The sequence below is a fragment of the Bosea sp. Tri-49 genome, assembly GCF_003952665.1.
Lineage (GTDB): Bacteria > Pseudomonadota > Alphaproteobacteria > Rhizobiales > Beijerinckiaceae > Allobosea.
Genome location: NZ_CP017946.1, coordinates 4,717,736 through 4,742,169, shown reverse-complemented (window position 1 = coordinate 4,742,169; position 24,434 = coordinate 4,717,736). Strand labels below are relative to the sequence as shown.

At 65.5% G+C, this 24,434-nt stretch carries 25 protein-coding genes and 1 tRNA gene; 11 read left to right on the top strand and 15 right to left on the bottom strand.

The annotated features are described in order from the left end of the window. Nucleotides 1-5: 5 nt before the first annotated feature. The gene (locus BLM15_RS22955) at nucleotides 6-641 is read right to left on the bottom strand and encodes a DUF1062 domain-containing protein (protein WP_126116307.1); all 636 of its coding nucleotides are present in this window, start codon (nucleotides 639-641) and stop codon (nucleotides 6-8) included. 396 nt (nucleotides 642-1,037) lie between these two features. Next, the gene (locus BLM15_RS22945; RefSeq protein ID WP_236846384.1) at nucleotides 1,038-2,819 is read right to left on the bottom strand and encodes an ATP-binding protein; all 1,782 of its coding nucleotides are present in this window, start codon (nucleotides 2,817-2,819) and stop codon (nucleotides 1,038-1,040) included. A 71-nt stretch (nucleotides 2,820-2,890) separates the two neighbouring features. On the opposite strand from BLM15_RS22945, the gene BLM15_RS22940 reads away from it, so the two are divergent. Then, on the top strand, nucleotides 2,891-3,592 hold the full coding sequence (locus BLM15_RS22940) for a response regulator (protein WP_126114930.1): 702 nt from the start codon (nucleotides 2,891-2,893) through the stop codon (nucleotides 3,590-3,592). A 225-nt stretch (nucleotides 3,593-3,817) separates the two neighbouring features. Here the strand turns inward: BLM15_RS22940 and BLM15_RS22935 are convergent. After that, nucleotides 3,818-3,902 (bottom strand) — tRNA-Leu (locus BLM15_RS22935). 118 nt (nucleotides 3,903-4,020) lie between these two features. On the opposite strand from BLM15_RS22935, the gene BLM15_RS22930 reads away from it, so the two are divergent. Then, nucleotides 4,021-4,632, top strand: coding sequence for a YqaA family protein (locus BLM15_RS22930; protein WP_126114929.1), 612 nt, complete (start codon nucleotides 4,021-4,023; stop codon nucleotides 4,630-4,632). Nucleotides 4,633-4,640: 8 nt separating this feature from the next. Then, nucleotides 4,641-5,171 (top strand): disulfide bond formation protein B, encoded by a 531-nt coding sequence (locus tag BLM15_RS22925; RefSeq protein WP_126114928.1) that lies wholly within the window; start codon nucleotides 4,641-4,643, stop codon nucleotides 5,169-5,171. Nucleotides 5,172-5,188: 17 nt separating this feature from the next. Here BLM15_RS22925 and BLM15_RS22920 read toward each other — a convergent pair whose 3' ends face one another. After that, the gene (locus tag BLM15_RS22920; RefSeq protein ID WP_126114927.1) at nucleotides 5,189-6,175 is read right to left on the bottom strand and encodes a LysR family transcriptional regulator; all 987 of its coding nucleotides are present in this window, start codon (nucleotides 6,173-6,175) and stop codon (nucleotides 5,189-5,191) included. 29 nt (nucleotides 6,176-6,204) lie between these two features. Here BLM15_RS22920 and BLM15_RS22915 point away from each other — a divergent pair, with 29 nt between their 5' ends. After that, a complete protein-coding gene (locus BLM15_RS22915; protein WP_126114926.1) occupies nucleotides 6,205-6,537 on the top strand; it encodes a hypothetical protein in 333 nt (110 codons plus the stop codon). Nucleotides 6,538-6,549: 12 nt separating this feature from the next. Here BLM15_RS22915 and BLM15_RS22910 read toward each other — a convergent pair whose 3' ends face one another. From BLM15_RS22910 to BLM15_RS22880, 7 genes are all read right to left on the bottom strand, one after another. After that, complete coding sequence (locus tag BLM15_RS22910) at nucleotides 6,550-7,107, bottom strand: HNH endonuclease (RefSeq protein WP_126116305.1); 558 nt, start codon at nucleotides 7,105-7,107, stop codon at nucleotides 6,550-6,552. A 231-nt stretch (nucleotides 7,108-7,338) separates the two neighbouring features. Beyond that, the gene (locus tag BLM15_RS22905) at nucleotides 7,339-8,220 is read right to left on the bottom strand and encodes a 3-hydroxybutyryl-CoA dehydrogenase (protein WP_126114925.1); all 882 of its coding nucleotides are present in this window, start codon (nucleotides 8,218-8,220) and stop codon (nucleotides 7,339-7,341) included. A 72-nt stretch (nucleotides 8,221-8,292) separates the two neighbouring features. Beyond that, a complete protein-coding gene (locus BLM15_RS22900) occupies nucleotides 8,293-9,240 on the bottom strand; it encodes an electron transfer flavoprotein subunit alpha/FixB family protein (protein ID WP_126114924.1) in 948 nt (315 codons plus the stop codon). Further along, complete coding sequence (locus BLM15_RS22895) at nucleotides 9,240-9,986, bottom strand: electron transfer flavoprotein subunit beta/FixA family protein (RefSeq protein ID WP_126114923.1); 747 nt, start codon at nucleotides 9,984-9,986, stop codon at nucleotides 9,240-9,242. Before BLM15_RS22895 ends, BLM15_RS22900 begins: the two co-directional genes overlap by 1 nt. 130 nt (nucleotides 9,987-10,116) lie before the next feature. After that, the gene (locus BLM15_RS22890; protein ID WP_126114922.1) at nucleotides 10,117-10,818 is read right to left on the bottom strand and encodes a rhomboid family intramembrane serine protease; all 702 of its coding nucleotides are present in this window, start codon (nucleotides 10,816-10,818) and stop codon (nucleotides 10,117-10,119) included. A 4-nt stretch (nucleotides 10,819-10,822) separates the two neighbouring features. Continuing rightward, nucleotides 10,823-11,398 (bottom strand): cob(I)yrinic acid a,c-diamide adenosyltransferase, encoded by a 576-nt coding sequence (locus BLM15_RS22885; RefSeq protein ID WP_126114921.1) that lies wholly within the window; start codon nucleotides 11,396-11,398, stop codon nucleotides 10,823-10,825. Between the two features lie 43 nt (nucleotides 11,399-11,441). Next, nucleotides 11,442-11,912, bottom strand: coding sequence for an Lrp/AsnC family transcriptional regulator (locus BLM15_RS22880; RefSeq protein ID WP_126114920.1), 471 nt, complete (start codon nucleotides 11,910-11,912; stop codon nucleotides 11,442-11,444). 129 nt (nucleotides 11,913-12,041) lie between these two features. On the opposite strand from BLM15_RS22880, the gene hppD reads away from it, so the two are divergent. Both hppD and BLM15_RS22870 read left to right on the top strand, forming a co-directional pair. After that, nucleotides 12,042-13,175, top strand: a complete 1,134-nt coding sequence (gene hppD, locus BLM15_RS22875) for a 4-hydroxyphenylpyruvate dioxygenase (protein WP_126114919.1) — start codon at nucleotides 12,042-12,044, stop codon at nucleotides 13,173-13,175. Nucleotides 13,176-13,341: 166 nt separating this feature from the next. Beyond that, entirely contained in the window at nucleotides 13,342-14,667 is a 1,326-nt protein-coding gene (locus tag BLM15_RS22870; RefSeq protein WP_126114918.1) for a dicarboxylate/amino acid:cation symporter, read from the top strand. Nucleotides 14,668-14,677: 10 nt separating this feature from the next. Here BLM15_RS22870 and BLM15_RS22865 read toward each other — a convergent pair whose 3' ends face one another. After that, the gene (locus BLM15_RS22865) at nucleotides 14,678-15,544 is read right to left on the bottom strand and encodes a LysR family transcriptional regulator (RefSeq protein WP_126114917.1); all 867 of its coding nucleotides are present in this window, start codon (nucleotides 15,542-15,544) and stop codon (nucleotides 14,678-14,680) included. Between the two features lie 266 nt (nucleotides 15,545-15,810). On the opposite strand from BLM15_RS22865, the gene BLM15_RS22860 reads away from it, so the two are divergent. The 3 genes from BLM15_RS22860 to BLM15_RS22850 all read left to right on the top strand — a co-directional run bounded on the left by BLM15_RS22860 (nucleotide 15,811) and on the right by BLM15_RS22850 (nucleotide 18,098). Then, nucleotides 15,811-16,707: a DMT family transporter gene (locus tag BLM15_RS22860; RefSeq protein ID WP_164547615.1), complete on the top strand. Its 897-nt coding sequence runs from the start codon at nucleotides 15,811-15,813 to the stop codon at nucleotides 16,705-16,707. 146 nt (nucleotides 16,708-16,853) lie between these two features. Further along, nucleotides 16,854-17,471 (top strand): hypothetical protein, encoded by a 618-nt coding sequence (locus BLM15_RS22855; protein ID WP_126114915.1) that lies wholly within the window; start codon nucleotides 16,854-16,856, stop codon nucleotides 17,469-17,471. Between the two features lie 183 nt (nucleotides 17,472-17,654). Beyond that, the gene (locus BLM15_RS22850) at nucleotides 17,655-18,098 is read left to right on the top strand and encodes a hypothetical protein (RefSeq protein ID WP_126114914.1); all 444 of its coding nucleotides are present in this window, start codon (nucleotides 17,655-17,657) and stop codon (nucleotides 18,096-18,098) included. 82 nt (nucleotides 18,099-18,180) lie between these two features. Here BLM15_RS22850 and BLM15_RS22845 read toward each other — a convergent pair whose 3' ends face one another. Further along, a complete protein-coding gene (locus BLM15_RS22845) occupies nucleotides 18,181-18,732 on the bottom strand; it encodes a dihydrofolate reductase family protein (RefSeq protein ID WP_126114913.1) in 552 nt (183 codons plus the stop codon). A 111-nt stretch (nucleotides 18,733-18,843) separates the two neighbouring features. On the opposite strand from BLM15_RS22845, the gene BLM15_RS22840 reads away from it, so the two are divergent. Continuing rightward, nucleotides 18,844-19,362: a winged helix-turn-helix transcriptional regulator gene (locus tag BLM15_RS22840; protein WP_126114912.1), complete on the top strand. Its 519-nt coding sequence runs from the start codon at nucleotides 18,844-18,846 to the stop codon at nucleotides 19,360-19,362. Nucleotides 19,363-19,485: 123 nt separating this feature from the next. Next, nucleotides 19,486-19,965 (top strand): hypothetical protein, encoded by a 480-nt coding sequence (locus BLM15_RS22835; RefSeq protein WP_126114911.1) that lies wholly within the window; start codon nucleotides 19,486-19,488, stop codon nucleotides 19,963-19,965. Between the two features lie 43 nt (nucleotides 19,966-20,008). Here BLM15_RS22835 and BLM15_RS22830 read toward each other — a convergent pair whose 3' ends face one another. Both BLM15_RS22830 and BLM15_RS22825 read right to left on the bottom strand, forming a co-directional pair. Further along, a complete protein-coding gene (locus tag BLM15_RS22830) occupies nucleotides 20,009-23,233 on the bottom strand; it encodes an efflux RND transporter permease subunit (protein WP_126114910.1) in 3,225 nt (1,074 codons plus the stop codon). Nucleotides 23,234-23,244: 11 nt separating this feature from the next. Then, nucleotides 23,245-24,429, bottom strand: a complete 1,185-nt coding sequence (locus BLM15_RS22825; RefSeq protein WP_126114909.1) for an efflux RND transporter periplasmic adaptor subunit — start codon at nucleotides 24,427-24,429, stop codon at nucleotides 23,245-23,247. Between the last annotated feature and the right edge of the window lie 5 nt (nucleotides 24,430-24,434).

Below are 24,434 nucleotides of genomic sequence, written 5' to 3'. Positions count from 1 at the left end.
GCAGGCTACAATGCACCACCCGTCGCCAAAGGTCTCCAGAGTTGCCCTCGATCGGCCTCGGTGGAAAGGTCGATCGTGACCCGCGTGTCGGTTTTGACCCGCCGCCGCAAAATGTCGGCACGGTCCGAATTTGTCCGAAGCGTGCCTCCGTCGTGAAGTGTTTGGAGCCGCGCGCGAGAGATTTTCAGCTCGGACGCCAGCAGACGATCAAGGCGTGTACCGATCGGAAACGGAACCATCAGTTCCAGCTCCAACATCGTCCAGTTGGCTGTTTCGAGCAGGATGTCCTTTTCGATCTTAAACTCGGAGAATTCATCGACGCGTGGCGAATCGCGCCTCAGACCTTCGAGGTTGAACGTCTCCCTCTGGATCCATTGCAGATCATTGGACTGCAGCGCTTCCAGGACGAGAGGATCGATGTCGCGGACATTTCGCCGCTCGAAGATCGGCCGGTTCCACGTCTGCTCGCAGGTCGAGCACTTGTAGATGAGCCACGCATCGAGCTTGCGACCGTTGGCGTTGAGCCGGATTTTGCCGCTGGATTGAAAGGCTCTCAATCCTCCACACCCGCTGCAAACAAACCTAGGCTGAGGAGCTGTCAGGGGAACGATGGTCCATCGGACCCGAAGTACATTGCACATACCGTCTTGGTCTTCCATTCGGAAGTCCACCAAGGCGATGCGCGAGAAAACCCTTGCGGGCGCGGCGTGGCGATGTTTCGGGCGGCTGAAGAGCCGAGACAGCGGAGCTGCTCGAGGCACGGGCTGACAATGCCAAACCGGTCTCTTGCCACCACCCGATGAACAGAATCATGCGCCGACGGCATGTTGCCATCGGACAGCACGGGTGAACCTGGATTGAGACCGGTATTTACTTAGGCAAAGTCGACCTCGATGAGCCACTGCTCTTCACCTGAAGCGATAGCAAATGCTCCGCTCGAAATGGAGTCCCTCGACGCATCCAGACGCTGAATGCTGTGGCAGCGCGGCGATTATGCAACTTTGCGATGCAAACGGGCCCGGTGCTGCTTCGCTTCATCAGCCGGAACGTGCCGACACCACCTCGCCCCGAACCGCATCGCCGATCGCAGCCTGCAGGCGCTCCGGCGCGACCGGCTTGTGCAGCACTGTGTGGCCGGTCGCAGTCAACTCGCGTAAACGCTCCGGCGAGGTATCGCCGGTCACGATCAACGCCGGCACGGGATAGCCGAGGTGCTCGATCAGCTGCGCGATCGCCTCGCTGCCGCTCATCCCGCCCCCGAGCCGATAGTCGGCAATGATTAGGTGCACGGGCTGCTGGCCGGCCCCAGCGTGGCGGCGGCACAGTGCTTCGACATCGCGCCCGGCAAAGGATTCGTAACCCCAGGCCGCCAGCAGCATCGCGATGCCATCGAGCACCGGCATATCGTCGTCCAGCACCATGATGCCGAGCTTCGCGCGTGACGCCCTATTGCGTACAGGCGCCGGATTCACCAAGGCGGGCGGAGCGAACGGCACTCGCACCGAGAAGGTCGAGCCCTTTCCGGGCGCGGAGCTCAGCCCGATCCGGTGCCCAAGCAGGTCCCCGAGGCGTCGCACGATGGCGAGGCCAAGGCCGAGTCCCTGCTCGCGGTCGCGCTGCGGGTTATCGAGCTGGGCGAACTCCTCGAACACGGCTTGATGCTGATCGGCCGCAATGCCTGGTCCGGTATCGACGATCTGGATCTCCATGGCCCCGCCGCGGCGCCGGCAGCCGATCAGCACGCGGCCACCAGGCGCGTAGCGCAGGGCGTTCGAGAGGAAATTGTCGAGGATCCGCTTGAGCAGGACCGGATCGCTCTCCACCCAGGCATTGCTGGCGACAAAGCGCAGATCGATGCCGCGCTGCTGCGCCTGCGGCGAAAACTCCTCGCGCAAGCCGCTCAGCATCCGCAGCAGGGAGATCGGTTCCCGGCGGACCGGGATGAGACTGGCATCGAGCCGCGACACGTCGATCAGCCCGTGGAGCAATCCGCCGAGCGAGGCGAGCGCCGCTTCGAGCTTCTCGGCGATGCCCTTCGCCGCCGCGGCCTTGACGTCGCCGCGGCGGGCAAAGGCCGCAAGGCTCGCCGTGAACAGGGCGGCCGCATTGATCGGCTGGCGCAGATCATGGCTGGCGGCGGCGAGGAAGCGCGTCTTGGCCCGGTCGGCAGCCGTTGCACGGTCGCGCTCGCGCTCGAGCCCCTCGACTAGCGCCAGATTCTCGAAGCGCAGTGATACCGTCTCCCTGAGCGTCCTGTAGGTGATGAGGCTGTAATAGAGATAGACGCCGGCCAGGCAGGCGGCGAAGGTCAGATAAACCGAGTAGATCGCCTCATCCTGCTGCAGGCAGCGCAGCACGAAGGGCAGCTGCATCGCGACGAGTAGGCCGGCATAGGCCGGCGGATAGGCCGAAAGCGACGGCACTGCCCCACCCGACATGCCCGTCAGCACGATGCAGATGAAGGCGATCAGATGTGGCTGCTCTGGCACGAAGCCGATCCAGCCGATCGCCCCCCAGAGCAAGCTCGACAGGATCGAAAGCGCGGCAAAACGACGGGCCCAGACATGCGGGTCACCAGCATCAGCGCCACGCCTGGCATAGCCGCGGGCCAGCAGGAGGCGAGCGCCGGTCAGCGCATAGATCGCGCCGATCCAGACCAGGAGCTGCTCTCCTGGCACCGCCTCGCGCAGCACGTAGGCGACCGGCCAGGGAATGACGAAGTTGGCGAGCAGGATCGCGCGGGACTGGCGAAAGAGCAGATCGACCAGCCCGGCCTGCACACGCCGTTCCCGATCCACGGGCCGCGGGCCTTCCATCATGCATTCGCTCCGGGCCGATGGTTCGGCCGTGCGGGTACCATGCGCAGGTCGATCACGCGACAATCCGTCCGATGATTCGCCGCCCACTATCGACCCCGCCTGCCGGGACGGGGCAGCCTGGTCTTCGCATTGTTCTCGCCGACGATCATGCCCTGATCCGCGAGGGCCTGAAGCTGTTGATCTCGACGCTGGGGGAGCATGAGGTCGTCGGCGAGGCGGCCGACGGCGGAAGCCTGCTGCAGCTGCTGCCGGCAGCCACGCCGGATGTCCTGGTCCTCGATCTCGGTATGCCGGGGCTGACTGGGCTGTCCTACATCCGCGGCCTGCGAGAGGGTTTTCCGCAGCTGAAGATTCTCGTCCTGACAGCCAATGCCGAACCGCGAACCGTGGAAGGCGCGCTCGGTGCCGGCATCGCTGGCTATCTGATCAAGGGCGGGGATCTCGATGAATTTCTTGAAGCGCTTGCAGCCCTCCAGCAGGGAGAAATCTATGTCAGCGCCCCGCTCAAGGCCGTCCTGGCATCCGATGTACAAACCGCGACGCCGGCTGAAGCCCCGTCCGAAGCGCTCTTTCACGTCCCGCTCACCCGCCGGGAACGCGAACTGCTCATGCTGATCGCCAGAGGTGCCAACGCGCGCGAGGCTGGCGCCCTTCTCGGCATCAGCCCGCTGACGGTCCGCAAGCATCGCGAGAATCTCATGCGCAAGCTCGACCTCCACAGCGCAGCCGAACTGGCCGCATTCGCGGTCCGACTCGGGCTTCCCGTCGGATAGAGCAAGGTGCGGGCGCTATCGCCAGCCTCGCAAGCACCGGCCATTGAGGGCAATACGGCAGATTGCGTAGTTGCCGATCGCCAGGCGCACCAAGCGGCGGAATTCTTGTGGCCGCCCTGCTGACGAAAGCCCGTTGAACGCCAGCATCCGGCGTTTTGGTGCGACGAAGCGGAGCGAAGTCGAACCCGCGCGATGGGTTAGTGGGCGGCATCGCGCAAGGAAAAATGGTGCCCCTGGCCGGAATCGAACCAGCACTCCTTGCGGAACTCGATTTTGAGTCGAGCGCGTCTACCAATTCCGCCACAGGGGCCCCTTGCGGGCGGGGCGAACTATAGCGATCGGCAAGGGCCGGTCAATCTCGCGTGAACACTCGTTGATGTAACGTCCGCCCCATGGACGGGCGCACGCGCGCCCGCTAAGGGGCGGCGATGTTCGAACGACTTTACCTCTGGACGCTCTCGCTCGCCGCGCGCCGCAGCGCGCAAGCCTGGCTCGCCGTCGTCGCTTTCATCGAGAGCTCCTTCTTCCTGATTCCAGCCGATGTGCTGTTCGTGCCGATGGCGCTGGCCAAGCCCGAGCGGGCCTACCGCCTTGCCTTGATCGCGACCGCCTTCTCGACCCTCGGCGGCATCGCTGGCTACGCGCTCGGTTACTACGCCTTCGACGCGCTGGCGCGGCCGGTGCTCGCCTTCTACGGCAAGCTCGACGCCTTCGAGCAATTGCGCGCCTGCGCCGGTCCCGACACGACGCTGATCCTTTTGACCACCTCGGGCCTGGCGCATCTGCCGCCGATCAAGGTGGTGACCATCCTGGCCGGCGCCGTCCATATCGGGCTCGGCTTCTTCGTGCTCTCCTGCGTGCTCGCGCGCGGCGCCCGCTTCTTCGCGCTCGCCTTCCTGCTGCGCCGCTATGGCGAAACGATCCGGCATTTCATCGAGAAGCGACTGAAATTGATCGCGCTCGGCGGTGCGGCGGCACTAATCCTGCTCTATTTCGGCCTCAAGCTGCTGACAGGCTCGGGCCAGCTCCTCTCCTGCTGAGTTACGCCATGACCGGCTTTTTCCCGCGCCTCATTACCGATCCTCGCCGCCTGACCGCGCTGATCGGGCTCGCGAGCCTCGCTCTGATCGCCGGCGCCTGGTTCTTCGAGCTGGTCCTGTATCTGCGCCCTTGCAAGCTCTGCCTCGAGCAGCGGGCGCCGCACTACGCTGCGATCGGACTTGCCGCGTTCGCGCTGGTCTTTGCCCGCTCGCGCCGGCTCCAGATCGCGGCGCTGATCGGCCTGGCACTGCTGATGGCCTGGAGCACCGGGCTCGGCATCTACCATTCCGGCGTCGAATGGGGTGTCTTCGCCGGTCCCAATGATTGCGGCGGCACGCCCGCCCCCGCAGCGGCCGGCGTCCAGGACCTGATGAAGCAGCTGCAGACGACCCGGATCGTCTCCTGCACGGAAGCCGCCTGGCGCTTCCTCGGCCTCTCGCTCGCCGGTTGGAACGCACTGGCCTCGCTGGGGCTGCTGATCGCGGCGTTGCTCGGGTTGAAAGCCGGAGTGAAGGGCCTCGGCGGCTCGCAGATTTGAACCGCTAGCGCGGGCTCCTAGACATCGTATCGCAGCGCTGATTGCGGCTGGTCTGCGCCGGCCTCGGCCTTGAGCCAGGCAAGCAGCTTTCGCGTTGCGGCTTTCGGCTCGCGACGACGGTGCGGGAACGCGACGAGCCCACCCTCGACCGTCAGGACGCCGAGTGGCGCGATCAGACGGCCATCGGCGAGTTCAGGTTGTGCGAGACGCGTCTCCACCAAGGTGACGCCGAGGCCGCCGACCGCAGCCTCGATGCACATATGGATGTGAGGAAATCCGAGCGTCCGTTCCGCGATCGGCACGACGAGCGGATGATCGCGATAGGAAGGTTGAATCGTGATCGGCCAGCGGCCGACAAGCTGCGTCTCGGCCAGCAGACGGCCTGCTTCCAGCCGAAACCGGTAATGGGGAGCGCAGACGAGCGCGAAGCTGACATCGCCGAGCACATGGAAGGCCTGATCGTCCGGCAGATTGTAGCCTAAACGATTCCAGCTCGTGACAAGGTCGTAGTCATCCACCTCGAGAATCGACGCGCCGACCATCGTCAACCGCAGCGAAATCTCCGGGTGGAGCGCGTAGAAGCGAGGCAGGCGCGGAACCAGCCAACGCGTCGCAAAGCTCGAACCGATAGCCAGCGTCACGGTCTCGCCGCCTTGGGCCGGCCGGAGTTGCCCCATGCAGCTGTCGAGCGCCTCGAATGCCATGCGCGCCGTGGCATAAAGCGTCTTGCCGGCGGCGGTCAGTCCCAGCGGCGCCGTGCCTCGGTCGAGGAGTTCCAGGCCCAAAGCCTCCTCCAGTGCCTTGATCTGCCGGCTGATCGCACTGTGGGTGCGGCCGAGCTCCTCGGCGGCAAGCGTCATCGACCCCAACCGGGCGGTGGCCTCGAAGGCGGGCAGGGGTGAAAGCGGCGGTAACCGGAGCTGGCCGGCCGCGCTGTTCGCGAAACGCACGCCGATGTTCGAATTCGTCGTGTGCGCGTCGCTCTCGCTGCCGTTACCGGTCATCACATCACGTCTTTCGCCGGGAGGCTGCAATGGGCGACACCCTATCCGCGCAAGTCATTTCAATGGCCACACAGACGGGGATGAAGCGCGGGCGGCTCCTCCATCATGACGCAAGCGTCGTCAACGGCGAGCCCACCACTGTCAAGAGCAGGCGGACAAGTCGCACCGCCAACACCGATCTGCTGCGGCCATCGTTCGAAACCGAGCTCACGGCGAGGCCGCGGCTCTGGCTGCGACGCCTACTCTGGCGCCGCCAACTGCACGCCGCCTTCCATGATGAAGCCGATGCGGTGCTGGAGGATTTCGGCCTGTCACGGGAGCGCCTGGAACGCTATCTGGCGCAGCCCTTCTGGCGCGCATAGGGAGCAGCGCGACTACGGCTCCAGTTCGGAATCCCAGTAGAGATAATCGAGCCAGCTCTCGTGCAGATAATTCGGCGGGAACAGCTTGCCATTGCGGTGCAGGTCGTTGATCGACGGCGCGAACGGCTTCTGCGTCGGGATCATCCCGACCGCAGCCGGCATCTTGTCACCCTTCATCAGATTGCAGGGCGAGCAGGCCGCGACGACGTTCTCCCAAGTGGTGAGCCCGCCCTTGGAGCGCGGCACGACATGGTCGAAGGTCAGTTCCTCGCGCGTGCCGCAATACTGGCAGGCGAATCGGTCGCGCAAGAAGACGTTGAAGCGGGTGAAGGCCGGGGTGCGCGACGGCTTGATGTAGGTCTTGAGTGAGACGACCGAGGGCAGCTTCATGTTGAAGCTCGGGCTGTGCACGACGGTGTCGTATTCGGAGACAATGTTGACGCGGTCCATGAAGACCGCCTTGATCGCGTCCTGCCAGCTCCACAACGAAAGCGGATAGTAGCTCAGCGGCCTGAAATCGGCGTTGAGCACCAGCGCCGGACAACCGTCCGGCGAGGCCATCGGATGCATAACATGCGCCGTCACCCGTATCGCGCCTCCGCCTGCTGGGCCGCACGAATCCTGTAACGCATCAATGTAAGCGCGAGACGACAGGAATGTGAAGCCGCGATGTTGCGGCGCGATGTGCAGGCGTCAGCCGTCATTCCCGGGCGGAGCGCAGCGCCGGCCCGGGAATCTCGTGCAGAAGAAGGAACTGGATTCCGAGATGCTCGGCTCAAAGCCGAGTATGACGTGCGGATCTCAACGTGTCGGAACGGGCTTCTCGCCGCGATAATCATAGAAGCCGCGCCCGGCCTTGCGGCCGAGCCAGCCGGCCTCGACATATTTCACCAGCAGCGGGCAGGGCCGGTATTTCGAATCGGCCAGACCGTCATGCAGCACCTGCATCACCGACAGGCAGGTATCGAGACCGATGAAATCGGCGAGCTGGAGCGGACCCATCGGGTGATTCGCGCCGAGCTTCATCGCCGTGTCGATCGCCTCGACCGAGCCGACGCCCTCATAGAGCGTGTAGACGGCCTCGTTGATCATCGGCAGCAGGATGCGGTTGACGATGAAGGCCGGGAAATCCTCGGAAACCGACGCCGTCTTGTGCAGCTTGGCGACGAAATCCTTGGCACGCTCGAATGTGCCATCGTCCGTGGCGATGCCACGGATCAGCTCGACGAGCTGCATCAGCGGCACCGGGTTCATGAAATGAATGCCGATGAAGTGCTCGGGGCGATCGGTCGCCGCGGCGAGCCGCGTGATCGAGATCGACGAGGTATTCGAGGCCAGGATCGCGTCGGGCCGCAGATGGGGACAGACGGAGGTGAAGATCTTGCGCTTCACCTCCTCGCTCTCGGTCGCGGCCTCGATCACGAGGTCGCAGGAACCCAGATCCTCCAGCTTCGGCGCCGAGACGATCCGGCTCATCGCCGTGCGGCGATCCGCATCGGCGATAGCGCCCTTCGACACTTGCCGGGCCATGTTGCCATCGATCGTCGCCAGCGCCGCGTTGATCCGGTCCTCGGCGATGTCGTGCAACCTGATGTCGAAACCCGCGACCGAAGCGACATGGGCGATGCCGTTGCCCATCTGCCCGGCCCCGATGATGCCGACGGTCTTGATCTGGTGGTCCATGTGACGCTTCTGTTCCCCGAGGGAGCTGGCGCGAGCGGCTCATCGCCGCCCGCGGCGCGACTTACTGTCCGGTTACTTGCCGGCCTTTTCGAGCTCTTTCTCGAGCTCGGGCATGATGGTGAAGAGATCGCCGACGAGGCCGTAATCAGCGATCTGGAAGATCGGCGCCTCCTCGTCCTTGTTGATCGCGACGATGACCTTGGAGTCCTTCATGCCGGCGAGATGCTGGATCGCGCCGGAAATGCCGACCGCGACATAAAGGTCCGGCGCCACCACCTTGCCGGTCTGGCCGACCTGCCAGTCGTTCGGGGCGTAGCCAGCGTCGACCGCGGCACGCGAGGCGCCCATCGCGGCACCGAGCCGATCCGCCACCGGCTCGATGACCTTGGCAAAGTTCTCGGACGAAGCGAGCGCGCGCCCGCCCGAGACGATGATCTTGGCCGAGGCCAGCTCCGGCCGGTCGGACTTGGCGACCTCCTCGCCCTTGAAGGACGAGGTGCCAGGGTTCGCAGCGGCGGCAACGCTCTCGATCGGAGCGGCGGCAGCACCGTCACCGGTCGCCTGGAAGGAGGCACCACGCACGGTGATCACCTTCTTGGCGTCGCCGGACTGCACCATCTGGATGGCGTTGCCGGCATAGATCGGCCGCTCGAAGGTGTCGGCCGAGACGATCTTGGTGACCTCGGAGACCTGCATCACATCGAGCAGCGCGGCGACGCGCGGCATCACGTTCTTGCCGGTGGTGGTGCCGGGCGCGACAAGCGCGTCATAGCCGGGCGCGAGCGAGACGATCAGCGCCGCCAGCGGCTCGGCGAGGCGATTCTCGTAAGATGCGTCGTCGGCGAGCAGCACCTTCTCGACGCCATCGAGCTTGGCCGCCGCCTCGGCGACCGCTTTGGCGCCATGGCCGGCGACCAGCACATGCACGGGCGCGCCGAGCTGCTTGGCCGCAGTCAGCGCCTTGCGGGTGGCTTCGTTCAGGCTCTTGTTGTCGTGCTTGGCGAGCAGAAGGGTCGGCATCAGATCACCCCGGCAGTCTTGAGCTTGGAGACGAGTTCGGCAGCGTTGGCCACCTTGATGCCGGCCGAGCGCCCGGCGGGCTCGCTGGTCTTGATCACCTTGAGACGCGGCGCGATATCGACGCCGAGCGTCTCTGGCGTGGTCTCGTCGAGCGGCTTCTTCTTCGCCTTCATGATGTTGGGCAGCGAGGCATAGCGCGGCTCGTTCAGGCGAAGGTCCGTGGTCACGATCGCCGGCAGCTTCAGCGACACCGTCTGCAGGCCGCCATCGACCTCGCGGGTGACTTCAGCCGAACCGTCGCCGATCACGACCTTCGAGGCGAAGGTGCCTTGCGGCCAGCCGAGCAGCGCGGCCAACATCTGGCCGGTCTGGTTGCTGTCGTCGTCGATCGCTTGCTTGCCCAAAATGACGAGCTCCGGCGTTTCCTGCTCGACGATCTTCTTCAGGAGCTTGGCCACCGCCAGCGGCTCGACGGGAGCGTCGGTCTTCACCAGGATGCCGCGATCGGCGCCCATGGCGAGGCCAGTGCGGATCGTCTCGGCCGCCTGCGCGGGGCCGACCGACACGACGATCACTTCGGTCGCCTTGCCCGCTTCCTTGAGCCGCAGCGCCTCTTCGACCGCGATCTCGTCGAACGGGTTCATCGACATCTTCACATTGGCCAGCTCGACGCCCGAGCCGTCACCCTTCACGCGGATCTTCACATTGAAATCGACTACCCGCTTGACGGGGACAAGAATCTTCATGGGCGCTTCACCGGTTACGGAGAGAGGGAGGCCGATCCGCCCGAGACGGCGATGGTCGGCATCGCGGCTCTCGGCTGAAATGCGGACGGACCGTAGCGATGGGGATTTGGGCTTGTCAACGCCATGAAAGTCACGGCTTGCCCCGCACGAGGCGGCCAAACAGGCGCAGCTCGCGCCGGATCAGCAGCGGCGTCAGCGCCGCTCCGGCACCAAGCCCGCCGAGATGCGCCCACCAGCCGACCGCGCCCTGCTGATCGAACAGCGCCGAGAGCAGCTGGAACAGGATCCAGGCACCGAGCGCGTACATCGCCGGGATGTGCAGCGGGATCCATTTGAAGGCGAGCCCCCAGATCCGCACGCGCGGGTAGAGCATGAGATAGGAGGCGATCACGCCGGAGATGGCGCCCGAGGCGCCGATCAGCGGCTGCTCCGATTCGGGGTTCATCAGCGCGTGCAGCAGCGCCCCGGCCATGCCGCAGAGCAGGAAGAAGATGAGGAAGCGCAGATGCCCCATCGCATCCTCGACATTGTCGCCGAAGACCCAGAGAAACAGCATGTTGCCGATCAGATGGGCGAAGCTGGCGTGCAGCATGATGCCGGTCATGAGCGTCAGCCAGGCCGGCGCCCTGAGCAGCTCCGGCGGCAATTGCGCCTCGCCGAACAGCACCGCGGGAATCGTGCCGAAGCCGGCCATGACCGCAATCTCGCTCGCCTCGCTGGTCCAGTGCATCAGCATGAGCCGCAGCACGATGCAGATCGCGATTAGCGAATAGGTGACATAGGCGACGCGGATGAAGCGCATCGGCACGCCGTCATGCAGTGGCACGAACATGGCGCTAGCGGTTCTGGCCGGGCGTCCAGAGCACGTCGCCCCCTGCCCTGGCATTGAGGTGTCGGGAGGCGACGAACAGGAAATCCGAGAGCCGGTTGATGAACTTCAGCGCCGGCTGGGCGACAGCCTCGCCCTGCGACAATTCGACCATCAGCCGTTCGGCCCGCCGGCTGACCGTGCGGGCGAGATGCAGATGCGCCGCACCGGGCGTGCCGCCCGGCAGGACGAAGGAGCGCAGCGTCCCGAGCGGCCGGTTGAGCTGGTCGATCTCGGCCTCGAGACGGTCGACCTGCGCCTGCACGATCCGCAACGGCTCGAAGGCCGGCTTCTCGCCGGTGTCGGGCGAGGCGAGTTCGGCGCCAAGGTCGAAGAGATCGTTCTGGATGCGGCCGAGCATCGCGTCGAGCTCGGAATCCTCGCCGGCGCAATGCAGCCGTGCCATGCCGATGCAGGCATTGGTCTCATCGACAGTGCCATAGGCGGAGACACGCAGGTCGAACTTGGCCCGGCGCGCGCCTGTGGCGAGCGCCGTGGTGCCGTCGTCGCCGGTGCGGGTGTAGATGCGATTGAGAACGACCATCACTGAGTTATAGCGCGCCGCAGCGCCGGCGGAAGAGGCATCCTCACACCATCGCCAGCGGCAGAAGTCCCGGCTCCTTCAGCGTCTCCAGCGCGATCTCCGAGCGCACCCGCGCGACGCTTTCATGCGGCAGCAGCACCTCGTTAACGAGGCGCGCCAGCTCCTTGAGGTCGCCGACCGCGACTTTCAGCATGTAGTCGGCCTCGCCAGTCAGCGCATGCGCCTCCAGCACCGAGGGCGTCAACTTCACCAGGTCTCGGAAACGCCGGGCATTGTCGCGCGAATGGGTGTTGAGCGCGACATGGATGAAGACGGTGACGGAGAGGCCGATCGCCTCCGGATCGATCAAGGCGCGATAACCACGGATGGCGCCTGAGTTTTCCAGCGCCTGCCGCCGCCGCGAGACCTGGCTGGCAGAGAGGCCGACGCGCTCGGCGAGGGCGCCATTGGTCAGCGAGGCATCCTGCTGCAGGGCTTCGAGCAGGCGCCAGTCGAAAGCATCGAGCTGCGGCATTCCGTGAGCCTTCCTGCGCTTTCATGCACGATCCGTGCAAATTCAATCGCAGAGCGCGGGATTTTGCAAACCCTTCGCCATCCAGATGCGCGAGGATCGGTCAACCAAGCATTCTCAGGAGGACACCGCATGGGACCGTTCCCGCACGATTCAGCCCCGCCGGCCATTTCCGACGCCAATCCGATGGGCACCGACGGCTTCGAGTTCGTCGAATACGCCCATCCCGAGCCGGAGAAGCTCGGCGAGCTCTTCGAGACCATGGGCTTCACCAAGGTCGCCAGGCACCGCTCCAAGAAGGTGACGCTCTACCGCCAGGGCGACGTCAATTTTATTGTCAACGCTGAGCCCGATTCCTTTGCGCAGGGCTTCGCCGCCGAGCACGGCCCTTGCGCCTGCGCCATGGCGTTCCGTGTCGTCGATGCCAAGCATGCCTTCGAGCGAGCGGTGTCGCTCGGCGCCGAGCCCTATGAGAGCAAGGTCGGCCCCGGCGAACTGCAGATCCCGGCCGTGAAAGGCATCGGCGGCTCGCTGCTCTATTTCGTCGACCGCTATGGCGCGAAGGGCTCGATCTACGATGTCGACTTCGAATGGCTCGCCGACAAGGCCCCCCACCCCGAGCAGGCCGGGATGTATTATCTCGACCATCTCACTCACAACGTCATGCGTGGCCGCATGGACCATTGGGCCGACTGGTATGGCGAGCTCTTCAATTTCCGCGAGATCCGCTTCTTCAACATCGAGGGCAAGCTCACCGGCCTGATCTCGCGGGCGCTGACCTCGCCCTGCGGCAAGATCCGCATCCCGATCAATGAATCTCTCGACGACAAGAGCCAGATCGAGGAGTACCTGCGCCAGTACAAGGGCGAGGGCATCCAGCATGTCGCACTCGGCGCGCGCGATATCTACACCAGCGTCGAGCAGCTCCGGCAGAACGGCTTGCCCTTCATGCCCTCGCCGCCCGAGACCTATTACGAGAAGGTCGACGGTCGCGTGCCGAACCATGGCGAGCCGGTGCCGCGGCTCAAGCAGAACGGCATCCTGATCGACGGCGAGGGCGCGGTCGCGCTCGGTGAGAAGGCTGGCCGGATGAGCAAGGTGCTCCTGCAGATATTCTCGGCCACCGTGGTCGGGCCGATCTTCTTCGAGTTCATCCAGCGCAAGGGCGATGACGGCTTCGGCGAGGGCAATTTCCGCGCCCTGTTCGAGTCGATCGAGGAAGACCAGATCCGCCGTGGCGTGCTGAAGCCGCAAGCGGCAGAGTAGCGTATTCGTCCTGCAATGACTTGCGACCTTCTCCCGCGCAAAGGGAGAAGGCTCTCGCTTTCAAGTGATCGTCATGGCTTTGACCTGAACTTGCCGCCTCCCGGGAATGGGCGTAGCCCTTCTCCGACGCGCCGGTCCGACCGACGCGTCAGCAAGAGGAAGCGCCATGGCGACGACGTCGGCGGAGGTCCTGCGGGGCCATCAGGGCCCTTGGTGGACCCATCTTTATGTCCAGGTATTAACCGCGATCGCCATCGGCGTGCTGCTCGGCCATTTCTACCCCCAGACCGGCGAGGCGATGAAGCCGCTGGGCGACGCCTTCATCAAGGCGATCAAGATGATCATCGCGCCGATCATCTTCCTCACCGTCGTCCACGGCGTCGCCTCGATGGACGACATGAAGAAGGTCGGCCGGGTCGGCCTCAAGGCGCTGATCTATTTCGAGGTCGTCACCACGCTGGCGCTGATCGTCGGCCTCGTCGTGGTCAATCTCTGGAAGCCGGGCGCCGGCATGAATGTCGATCCCTCGACGATCAACACCTCCGGGATCGCCGCCTTCACCGCCAAGGCGCATGATCAGAGCACCCTGGCCTTCCTCATGAACATCATCCCGGACACGGTGGTCGGCGCTTTCGCCAACGGCGAGATTCTGCAGGTGCTGTTCTTCGCGCTGCTCTTCGCCTTCGGCCTGCAGATGCTCGGCGAGCGCGGCAAGCCCGTGCTGCACTTCATCGACGACATCGCCCAGATCTTCTTCAAGATCGTCGGCATCATCATGAAGGCCGCCCCGATCGGCGCCTTCGGCGCCATGGCCTTCACCATCGGCAAGTTCGGCGTCGGGACGCTGGTCTCGCTCGGCTCCTTCATGGCCGCGTTCTATGCGACCTGCCTGATCTTCATCTTCCTGGTGCTCGGCACGATCGCGCGGCTGACCGGCTTCTCGATCCTCAAGTTCATCGCCTTCATCAAGGAAGAACTGCTGATCGTGCTCGGCACCTCCTCCTCCGAGAGCGTGCTGCCGCGCATGATCGCCAAGATGACCCATCTCGGCTGCAAAGAGAGCGTCGTCGGCCTGGTCATCCCGACCGGCTACTCGTTCAATCTCGACGGCACCTGCATCTACCTCACCATGGCCGCCGTCTTCCTGGCGCAGGCGACCAACACCGACCTCTCCCTCGCCCAGGAGATCGGCATCATCGCCGTGCTGCTGCTGACCTCGAAGGGCGCCGCCGGCGTCACCGGCTCGGGCTTCATCGTGCTGGCGGCGACGCTCGCCACGGTCGGCCATATCCCGGTCGCCTCGATCGCGCTGATCCTCGGCATCGACCGCTTCATGTCGGAAGCACGCGCCCTCACCAACCTGATCGGCAACGGCGTCGCCACCATCGTCGTCTCGAAATGGGAGAACTCGCTCGACGAGGCCAGGATGCAGCGCATCCTCGCCAAGGAGACCGGCTACGACGCCGACGAGCCGGAGCGGATCGCGGTCTGACCCTAAGCGCTCAGGCTACCAGGCGCGGCGACGCCATCGCCTCGCGCAGCGCCTGCGCGAAGTGGCGCGCCGCGATGCTCGCCTGCGGTGCGATCACCAGCGCGACCGAGAGCTCGAACAGCGACGGCAGGTTCTCGGACGGCTCGAGCCGGCGCAGGGAAGCCGGCGCAGCACTCTCGGTGATCGCGGTGACACACAGGCCAGCCTCCACCGCCGAGAGCAGGCCGGCCATATGCGACGATGAGAACACCAGCCGGTGCGACCGCTCCGCTGCCTGCAACGCATTCAGGATGCGCGGACGGGCCCGGCAGCCCTCGTTGAACAGGCCGAGCGGCAAGACCTCGCTGAGCTCCGGCCGGTGGCCGCGCGCCGCGACCCAGATCAGCGGCTCGCGCCGCAGGCGCTCGCCCTTGGGCCGGCCGGGATCCTGGGTGATCACCGCAAGGTCGAGCTCACCCGCCGCCACCGCCGGCTCGATCCGCTTCGAGAGCTCGCAATGCACCTCGATCTCGACGCGTGGATGCTCCTCGGCGAAGCGGACGATCAGCGGCCTGAGATATGCGTCGACATAGTCGTCGGGCAGGCCGATGCGCAGGCGACCCACGGCCTTGTCGCCCTCGAGCTCGGCCCGCGCCTCGCGCTCGATCGCAAGCAGACGGCGGGCCTGGGCGAGCAATCGCTCGCCGGCCTCGGTCGGCGTGACGCCGCGACGCGAGCGCTCCAGCAGTTGCTTGCCGAGCGTTGCCTCCAGATCCTGGATGCGGCCTGAGACGGCAGATTGCGTGCGTCCGAGCTTTTGGCCCGCCGCAGTAAAGCCGCCGGTCTCGGCGACGGCAACGAGCATGGCGAGCGCATCGAGATCGAGATGGGTCGACATCATCGCTCCAACGGAAATGACGATAGATGAATCAGAATAATCCGTTTTTCCGATTGCCGAAAGCGTCTTATATTCCGGGGATAGGTTGACCGCCCTTCCAGACAGGCCGTGCAGCGGCGCAGCTCCGAAGTCCATCAGGAGGCGTGGAAAGCCTCGGATGGATTCCGGCGCTTGGCTGTGCTCCGGCCGGAATGACGGCGTCCTGTCGCAATCGGTCAATCCTGGCCGCTACCGAAAGCCGTCCGATGTCCGCCCCGAGCCTTGCTGTGCCAGATCGTCCCGCCACGCCGGCGCTCGCCATGTTCCTGGCGCTGCTGCTCGGCGCAACCTGCATCGGCTTCTCCGGCATCTTCGTGCGCTTCGCCGATGTCGGCCCGGCCGCGGCCGGCTTCTGGCGCATGGCCTTCGCACTGCCGGTCCTCGCCGCCTGGATGGCGCTGGAGGATCGCGGCGGCAACGCGGATCGCGTCAGGTCCGGCGCCATGTTGCCGATCGCGCTTGCCGGCCTCGCCTTCGGCGTCGATGTCGTTCTCTACAATGCCTCGATCGGCTTCACCTCGATCGCCAATGCCTCGCTGCTCGGCAATCTCTCGCCGGTCGGCGTCATTCTCGGCGGCTGGCTGCTGTTCCGCGAGAAGCCGACGCGGCGCATCCTCGGCGCCCTGCTTCTCGCCGTCAGCGGCGCAGGCCTGCTGGTGCTGCCGAAATTGTCGGGAAGCGTAGTGACGCCGCTCTCAGGCACCGGCCTGTTCGGTGACGGCCTCGCCATCGGCGCCGCCTTCTCCTACGCGGCCTATATCCTCGCCGTGCGCCGCGCCCGCAACCGCGCCGCCGCCGGCCGTATCAGCCTGATCTCCAGCGCCATCTGCGCCGTGTTCTGCCTCGTCGCAGCGCTCGGCCTCGGCGAGACCATCCTGCCTCAGACGCTGACCGGCTGGCTCGCCGTCGCCGCGCTCGGCCTGGTCTCGCATGCCATGGGCCAGGGCCTGATCACGCTGGCGCTCGGCCATTACGGCGCCAATGCCGCCTCGCTGGTCATGGTCTGGCCGGCGCTGGTCTCGGTGCTGGCGGCCTGGGCGATCTTCGCCGAGCAACCCTCGCCCGCCCAGGCCTTCGGCGGCGTCGCGATCCTGGCTGCGGTGCTGATGGTGCGGAAGGGATAAGCTATCCCTTTAGTGCTGTCGGGCGGTCAGGCCTCGTCTGGCCCCATGTGCAGGGTCGCCCTGCAGTTCCAAGGAGACATGGCGAGAGCAGGTTGCCACCGTCGCCTGACACAGGCATGAAACTCCTGCGAACAGCTGGAGACGTCATGCATCGGAATGCGCGAATCGTAGCGACAGTGGCGATAGCCGCCACTCTCATTCCGAACGTGTCGGTTATCTGCGCATATGCGTACTTCAAGGCCGAGGCGGTTGCAGAGACACAACGCCAGGAGCTCCCGGCCTTTTTTGCGAACAGCATCAAGCACGCCTTCGCTGCCGGCGAGACATATGCGCTGTTGCGCGACGTGGGGGTTCCGCGCGGCCCAGCCTCTTATGCGGTCTACCGCTTGGGGCAGCTCAACGAGTATGCCGAGTTCTACGGTCGCCCTGTTCGCAAGCGGGACCCAACTCGCGAAATCTATAAGGATCTTTGGAACAACGCGTCGGGTGTGCTTGCTGCGGATTGGGTTGATCGACAAGGCCTGAGCGGCAGCAAGAACCGGCTCAAAGCTATTGGCCTGATGTCGGCACGCGACACTCTGCTCGGCACGTTCATGGACTCTCGTATCCCGGAGCGTGTGAGCGGCAAACGCCCAGAAACGTCCGATCTTCAGCAAGCTCTGAAAGCATTCAGGCAGGACCGGTCGCCCGTATACGGCATAATCGAGCGAGCGCTTCCGCCAATACGAGTCCGGGATCGCCCAGGTAGCCAGGCTTTTGCCTGATCAGACTGGCTGAACCCAGCCTCGAACCACGCGATCAAAGGGCGACAGCAGCGAGTTCGCCACCCCACACTCTACCGCTCGCGTAGTCGAATTGGCGCAATGCAAAATAAAATGCTGTTTGACCGCCGACATTTCCGGCGCACAGTTCAACCAGCCTCATCCTGAGGCGGGGGAGAGCTAGCCATGATCGCTCGGGTTTCCGCTTTTATCTTCACTTGCCTCTTGGTCAGCACTCCAGCCGGCGCGCAGCCGCGGCAGTTCGGGCCGGCGACCGGAACCGTCTCGATCCGGCAGGTGCAAGTGGCCTTCATCGGCTCGGGCGCGATCGGCGGCGGCACGCTCCGCTTCAACAAGCGCAATTATGACATCACCGTCGGCGGCCTCGGCATCGGCGGCATCGGCGCCTCGCGCCTGACCGCGACCGGTTCGGTCTACCGCCTGGCCAATGTCGAGGATTTCACCGGCGCCTACATTCAGATCCGCGAGGGCTGGGCGATCGGCGACGAAGGCCGCGGCACACTCTGGCTTCGCAACGCCAAGGGCGTGGTCATGCGCCTCGCCACCAAGCGCCGGGGACTGCAGCTCTCGCTCGGCGCCGACGGCGTGCTGATTGGCTTCAAGCAATAGATCGCCGCGGCCACGCAAGCCCGGCAGGTGGGCGCTGCGGAGGGTTGGAACTCCATCCCGTCCGCAGCGGATCGCCATTCCATCAGTGTTCCGGCGCGTAACGCAGGATCACCGTACCGTTCTTGAGCGGCCGGTTCTCCAGCAGATCGAGCTTCTGGCGCTCGCCACCGGCCTTGAAGAACGGCGTGCCCGCGCCGAGCCGCACCGGCACCACCGCCAGCATCAACTCGTCGATCTGCTTCGCCGCCAACAGCGTATCGATCAGCTCGGCGCTGCCGAAGACCAGGACGTCCTTGCCCGGAGCAGCCCGCAGCTTGGCAATTTCGCCAACGATATCGGCGGTCACCCGCGTATTGTTCCAGTCCGAGCTCGTAACGCTGCGCGAGGCGACCAGCTTGGGCAGCGCGTTCATGTAGCGCGTGACCTCACTGTCCTTGGCGGTGGTCCAGTGTGCCTTCATGCCGTCATGAGTGACACGGCCGAAGACGAGACATTGGGCACGCTGGCCGAACTCCTTGCTGAGCGCGTCGAGTTCTTCGCCCCAGGCTTCGTTGTGAAACGAGAGATCCCACTTCTCCGTCCCTTCGAAATATCCGTCCAGTGTCACGAGGTTCCAGGCGATCACCTTGGCCATCACATCCTCCAGGCAGGCGCCGCCTCGGCGCCGTCAAAACCACTTGCGATTTGCAAGCAGTTGGCTTCTAGCGAAACCGATTGTAGAATGCAAGCGGTTTTGGAGATGCACATGCGAGAGACCGGCCGCTCGGGCTGCCCGATCAATCTGACATTGGAAATCCTCGGGGATCGCTGGAGCCTGATCGTCCTGCGCGACATGATGTTCGGCAATCGCCGGCATTTCCGCGAACTGCTGGCAAAATCGGACGAAGGCATCGCCTCGAACATCCTCGCCGACCGGCTGAAGCGGCTGCTCGAAAACGGCCTGATCTCACGCCGCGACGACGCCTCCCATAAGCAGAAGGGCATCTACAGCCTGACCGAGATGGGGATCTCGCTGGTGCCGGTCTTCGCAGCCATGGCCGACTGGGGCCGGCGCTTCCTGCCCGTGACGCCCGAGATGTCGATCCGCGCCGAGATCCTGGCCGAGGGCGGTCCGGCGCTCTGGCAGAAGTTCATGGCGGAGCTGCGCTTCCTCCATCTCGATGCGCCGCAACCGGCCCAATCCGTGCTCGACGAGCTGACCGAGGCTTATCGCTGCGCGGTGGAGCGCAAGCGTGCGGCCGAAAGCGAGCCGGAAGCGGTGTGAGGCCCGCCGATCGGGCCATCTCGCCGGCAGATTGATCAAAATCCCTCCTGAGACGTTTAGCCGGCAGGAGGAACGATCATGACGCGACATCACCTAGCGAAGGCGGTCGCTGCGGCGGCGCTGTTGGTGCTGGCTCAGCCAAGCACCGCACAGCAGGACACTGGCAGCAGCGAAGTGAGCTTCCTGAGTTCCCTCGAAGGCCGCTTCAGCGGCAATGGCACGCTTCAGAACGCCGGCGGCACCAGCCGTTCGCTGAAATGCCAATTCGATGGCGACCAGCAGGGATCGGGTCTGAGCCTCAACGGCAGCTGCACCACCGCAGCCATCCTCAGCGCCACGATCAAGATCGAGCTGCGCCACGATCCGGATACCGGCCGCTATATCGGCACGTTCAAAGAGAGTACCGGCACAGTGGCGAAGCTCGCCGGCACGCGGCAGGGCCAGCGGCTGACGCTCGCCTTCAACGAGACGGCAGAAAGCGTCCGTCCGAACCCGCCCGCGACCCTGACGATCTCGCGCCAGCAAGACGGCGTGGCGCTCACCTTGCGCGGCAGTCAGCCGGGACAGGGACAGAACCTCGATCTGTCGCTGCGGGAGAATTGATCCGCCAATAAAAAAGAGCCTGCCTTAGGCAGGCCCTTGGTTCTCACTCCGCCGCCAGCCTTGGCGGCGGCAGCTTGCCGGCCATCGCCTTGGCACTGGCTTCGCCGGGGGTCTCCTCGTCGCTCATCGGAGCCCAGGTGCTCTCATCCTCGGCCTTGCCGAGGAAGCGGCCGAAGATCCAGCCGGTGAGTCGGCCGAGATCGTCCATCACCACATAGAAGGACGGCACGAAGACGAGGGAGAGCACGGTCGAGACGATCAGGCCACCGATCACTGCGATCGCCATCGGCGCGCGGAACTCGCCGCCATCGCCGACGCCATAGGCCGAGGGCAGCATGCCGGCGGCCATGGCGATCGTGGTCATCACGATCGGCCGCGCCCGCTTGTGGCCGGCTTCCAGCAGCGCCGTCAGCCGATCCTTGCCGCGCGCGACCTCCTCGACCGCGAAGTCGACGAGCATGATCGCGTTCTTGGTGACGATGCCCATTAGCATCAGCAGGCCGATATAGACCGGCATCGAGACCGGGTTGTGGGTGGCGAGCAGCGCGATTACCACGCCGCCGAACGAGAGCGGCAGCGACAGCAGGATGGTGATCGGCTGGAAGACCGAGCCGAACAGCAGGATCAGCACCGCGAGCACCAGCATCAGGCCGGTGGTCATCGCGGTGACGAAGCCCTCGACCACCTCGCCCTGGATCTCGGCGTCGCCGGTGGCGGCGATGCGCACGCCCTCGGGCAGGCCGACCTCCTTGACGATCTCCTGGAACTTCTCCTGCGCCGTGCCGAGCTCGAAGCCGCGCTTCAGGTCGGCGCCGATGGCGGCGCGGCGGACGCGGTCATAGCGGTCGATCGAGGACGGCCCCTCGCCGAAACCGATCTCGGCCACTGCGGTGAGCGGGATCGAGACGCCGGCCGTGTTGGTCACGCGCAACGCCGCGATGTTGCGGATGTCGGTGCGGGCCTGCTCGTCGAGCTGGACGCGGATCGGCACCAGCCGGTCGCCGGCATTGAACTTGGCGAGGTTGGGGCCGATGTCGCCGATCGTGGCGACGCGCAGCGCCTCCGAGATCGCCTCGGGCGTGACGCCGAGATTCGCGGCCTGCTCCAGCTTCGGCGTGACGCGCATCTCGGGCCGGCTCAGCGAGCCGGCGGTCGCGACGTTGAGGTAGCCGTCGACCTGGCGCATGCGCGCTTCGATCTTCGCCACCGTCTCGTCGAGCGCATCGCCATCCTTGGACAGGATCGAGAACGCCATCTCGCGCTCGCCGCGCTCGTTGACGTACCAGGCGCGGACATCGGGCACACTCGCCAGCTTCTCGGCGATGGTGACCTTGAGCTCCTTCTGCGGGACGTCGCGCTCGGCCTTCGGCGTCAGCAGGATGAAGACCGCGGCGCGGCGGACTTCGCGCTGCCCTGTCGGCGAGGCGCCGCCGAGCACGAAGACGTTCGTGACCTGTGGAATCTCACGCAGCTTGTCGACGATCTTGTCGGTGGCGACGGTGGTGTCCTCCAGCGTCGCGCCGGGCGGCAATTCGACCGAGGCGACGATGCGGGCGGTGTCTTCCTCGGGGAAGAAGCCGGTCGGCAGCAGCGCCGTCGCCTGGATCGAGACGAACAGGAAGCCAAAGCCGGCGATCAGCGTCAGATACGCCGTGTTGAACGGCAGCCTCCGCCATGTCCGCGAACCGTCGAAGCGCGGCAGCACCGGTATGCGCCGCTTCCTGAGCGAGGCCTCGAGCAACCAGGCGTAAGCGCGCATCACGAAGCCGTCCCTGGCATCGTGGTGCTTCACCGGCTTGAACAGATAGGCCGCCATCATCGGCGTGATCAGGCGCGCGACCAGGAGCGAGAACAGCACCGCGATCGCGACCGTCAGGCCGAACTGGCGGAAATACTGGCCGGCGATGCCGCCCATGAACGAGACCGGCGCGAAGATCGCGACGATGGTCAGCGTGATCGCGATGACCGCGAGGCCGATCTCGTCGGCCGCCTCCATCGCGGCGCGATAGGGCGATTTGCCCATCTTCATGTGCCGGACGATGTTCTCGATCTCGACGATGGCATCGTCGACCAGAATGCCGGTCACCAGGGTGATGCCGAGCAGGCTGACCAGGTTGAGCGAGAAGCCGAGCAGCTCCATCGCCCAGAAGGTCGGGATCGCCGAAAGCGGCAGCGCGATCGCGGTGATCAGCGTGGCGCGCCAGTTGCGCAGGAAGATGAAGACGACGAGCACGGCGAGCGCCGCACCCTCGAGCAGCGTCTCCATCGCCGCCTTGTAGTTGCCGTAGGTATAGGCGACGGCATCGTCGATCGGCTTCAGTGCGATCGTCGGATAGCGCTTGTTGAGGTCGTCGAGCTTGGCCGCGACGACGTCCTTGACCGAGAGCTCGCTCGAGCCCTTAGAGCGGAACACGGCGAAGGAGACGACCGGCTGCTTGTTCAGCCGGCCGAAGGCGCGCGGCTCCGAGCTGGAATCCTCAACGCGGCCGAGCTCCTTCAGGCGGACCTCGCGCCCACCGGTGAGCTGGATCTTGCTGTCGGCGAGCTCCGCGACGGTCTTTGCGCTGGCGAGCGTGCGGATCGCCTGCTCCTGGCCACCGACCTCACCGCGTCCACCGGCGAGATCGACATTGGTGGCGCGGATCTGGCGGTTGACCTCGCCGGCGGTGGTGCCGAGCGCCAGCAGCCGGTCGGGATCGAGCGAAATCCGGATCTCGCGGTCGACGCCGCCATAGCGCTCGACCCGGCCGACGCCTTTCAGCCCCTGCAATTCACGCGAGACGACATCGTCGACATGCCAGGAGATCTGCTCCAGCGTCATGCCGGGCGAGGAGGCGCCATAGGTCAGGATCGATTGGCCCTCGACGTCGATGCGCTGGATCACCGGCTCGTCGATGGTACGCGGCAGCTCGGCCCTGATCTTGGCGATCGCATCCTTGACGTCGTTGACGGCGCGGTCGGTATTGGTTTCGAGCCGGAACTCGACCAGCGTCACCGAGGAGCCGTCGGTCAGCGTCGACATAACATGCTTGACGCCGGTGATGTTGGCGACCGCGTCCTCGACGCGCTTGCTGACCTGGCTCTCGAGCTCGGCCGGGGCAGCGCCGGACTGGGTCACCGTCACCGAGACGAAGGGCACGTCGATGTTCGGGAAGCGCGTCACCGGCAGCTTCGAGAACGACAGCAGCCCGAGCACGCAGAGCACGACGAAGAGCAGGATCGACGGAACCGGTTTCCGGATCGACCAGGCGGAGAAATTGACGTTCACGCGAGGCTCCGTCAGTTCGTCGCGATCGGCGTGATCATGTCGCCGTCACGCACGAAGGTGCCGGCGCGTGCAACCACGCTCTCGCCCTCGGCGAGGCCGGAGGCGATCTCGGCGCGCCCGCCGCCGATCAGCCCGAGCGTGACCTTCTTGGTCGTCACCTTGCCGTCCTTGACGGACTGGACCATGGCGCCACCGCGCGCATAGGTGATCGCCGAAAGCGGCAACACGATGCTTGTCTTGCGGCCGGTCTCGATCACGCCCCGCGCGAAGGAGCCAACGGCAACCGGCGGATTGCCCGTCAACGTGATTCGCAGCCGCCCGAGCCGCGATGCCTTGTCGACCTCCGGCGAGATCAGCCGGATCTGGCCGACGAGCGGCTTGTCGGATCCGGCCGGCGTGACCGCGACCGCCTGGCCGACCTTGAGATTGGGCAATTCAACCTCGGCGACATCGGCTTCGAGCTCGATCGCGCCGTCGGCGATGATCTTGAACAGCGGCTCAGCGGCCGCCATCGTCGCCATCGCGCCGAGCCTGGCGTTGCGGCGGCTGACGATACCAGCCTTGGGCGCCTTGATCTCGGTGCGGGCGAGCTTGACGTCGATGTCGCGTCCCTGGGCCTGGGCCAGCGCCAGATCGGCCGTGGTGATCGCCAGCGCCTGCTTCATCGAGTTCAACCGCGCCTGCCCGCCCCGCGCCGCAGCGGCGCGCTGGTCGAAGGTCTCAAGGCTGGCATTGCCATTGTCGCGCAGCGCCTTGGTGCGGTCGAAGGCGTTGTTGGCCTGGACGAGATTGGCCTCGGCCTCGACGATCTGCGCCTTGGCCTGGTCGACCGCCGCCTCGGCACGCTTGATCTGCGCCTCGTTCTGGGAGCGTTGCACTTCGAGCGTGGTGCGCGACAGCCGCGCCAGCACCTGGCCGGCGGCGACGCGATCGCCCTCCTCGGCGAGCAGCTCGGTGATGACGACGCCGTCGATCTCGGGCGCAACCATGATCTCGTCGCGCGCAATCATTGAGCCGGAGACGACGACGCTCTGCACGATCTCGTCGCGCTTGGCCGACGTCACCGTGATTGCAGGTCCAGCAGAGGGTTGCTGTGTGGTGGCGGCGGAGGCCGGCGCCTGGGCAAAGGCTGCCCCGGGCGCGCATGCGAGCGCGACGAGCGGCAGCAGGATCAGGTTTTTGGTCGAGATGGGCATGGTCG

Coding starts and splice junctions, on each gene's coding strand:
- BLM15_RS22955 (WP_126116307.1), bottom strand. CDS start 641: ATGTGCAATGTACTTCGGGTCCGATGGACCATCGTTCCCCTGACAGCT.
- BLM15_RS22945 (WP_236846384.1), bottom strand. CDS start 2,819: ATGATGGAAGGCCCGCGGCCCGTGGATCGGGAACGGCGTGTGCAGGCC.
- BLM15_RS22940 (WP_126114930.1), top strand. CDS start 2,891: ATGATTCGCCGCCCACTATCGACCCCGCCTGCCGGGACGGGGCAGCCT.
- BLM15_RS22930 (WP_126114929.1), top strand. CDS start 4,021: ATGTTCGAACGACTTTACCTCTGGACGCTCTCGCTCGCCGCGCGCCGC.
- BLM15_RS22925 (WP_126114928.1), top strand. CDS start 4,641: ATGACCGGCTTTTTCCCGCGCCTCATTACCGATCCTCGCCGCCTGACC.
- BLM15_RS22920 (WP_126114927.1), bottom strand. CDS start 6,175: ATGACCGGTAACGGCAGCGAGAGCGACGCGCACACGACGAATTCGAAC.
- BLM15_RS22915 (WP_126114926.1), top strand. CDS start 6,205: ATGGGCGACACCCTATCCGCGCAAGTCATTTCAATGGCCACACAGACG.
- BLM15_RS22910 (WP_126116305.1), bottom strand. CDS start 7,107: ATGCATCCGATGGCCTCGCCGGACGGTTGTCCGGCGCTGGTGCTCAAC.
- BLM15_RS22905 (WP_126114925.1), bottom strand. CDS start 8,220: ATGGACCACCAGATCAAGACCGTCGGCATCATCGGGGCCGGGCAGATG.
- BLM15_RS22900 (WP_126114924.1), bottom strand. CDS start 9,240: ATGCCGACCCTTCTGCTCGCCAAGCACGACAACAAGAGCCTGAACGAA.
- BLM15_RS22895 (WP_126114923.1), bottom strand. CDS start 9,986: ATGAAGATTCTTGTCCCCGTCAAGCGGGTAGTCGATTTCAATGTGAAG.
- BLM15_RS22890 (WP_126114922.1), bottom strand. CDS start 10,818: ATGTTCGTGCCACTGCATGACGGCGTGCCGATGCGCTTCATCCGCGTC.
- BLM15_RS22885 (WP_126114921.1), bottom strand. CDS start 11,398: ATGGTCGTTCTCAATCGCATCTACACCCGCACCGGCGACGACGGCACC.
- BLM15_RS22880 (WP_126114920.1), bottom strand. CDS start 11,912: ATGCCGCAGCTCGATGCTTTCGACTGGCGCCTGCTCGAAGCCCTGCAG.
- hppD (WP_126114919.1), top strand. CDS start 12,042: ATGGGACCGTTCCCGCACGATTCAGCCCCGCCGGCCATTTCCGACGCC.
- BLM15_RS22870 (WP_126114918.1), top strand. CDS start 13,342: ATGGCGACGACGTCGGCGGAGGTCCTGCGGGGCCATCAGGGCCCTTGG.
- BLM15_RS22865 (WP_126114917.1), bottom strand. CDS start 15,544: ATGTCGACCCATCTCGATCTCGATGCGCTCGCCATGCTCGTTGCCGTC.
- BLM15_RS22855 (WP_126114915.1), top strand. CDS start 16,854: ATGCATCGGAATGCGCGAATCGTAGCGACAGTGGCGATAGCCGCCACT.
- BLM15_RS22850 (WP_126114914.1), top strand. CDS start 17,655: ATGATCGCTCGGGTTTCCGCTTTTATCTTCACTTGCCTCTTGGTCAGC.
- BLM15_RS22845 (WP_126114913.1), bottom strand. CDS start 18,732: ATGGCCAAGGTGATCGCCTGGAACCTCGTGACACTGGACGGATATTTC.
- BLM15_RS22840 (WP_126114912.1), top strand. CDS start 18,844: ATGCGAGAGACCGGCCGCTCGGGCTGCCCGATCAATCTGACATTGGAA.
- BLM15_RS22825 (WP_126114909.1), bottom strand. CDS start 24,429: ATGCCCATCTCGACCAAAAACCTGATCCTGCTGCCGCTCGTCGCGCTC.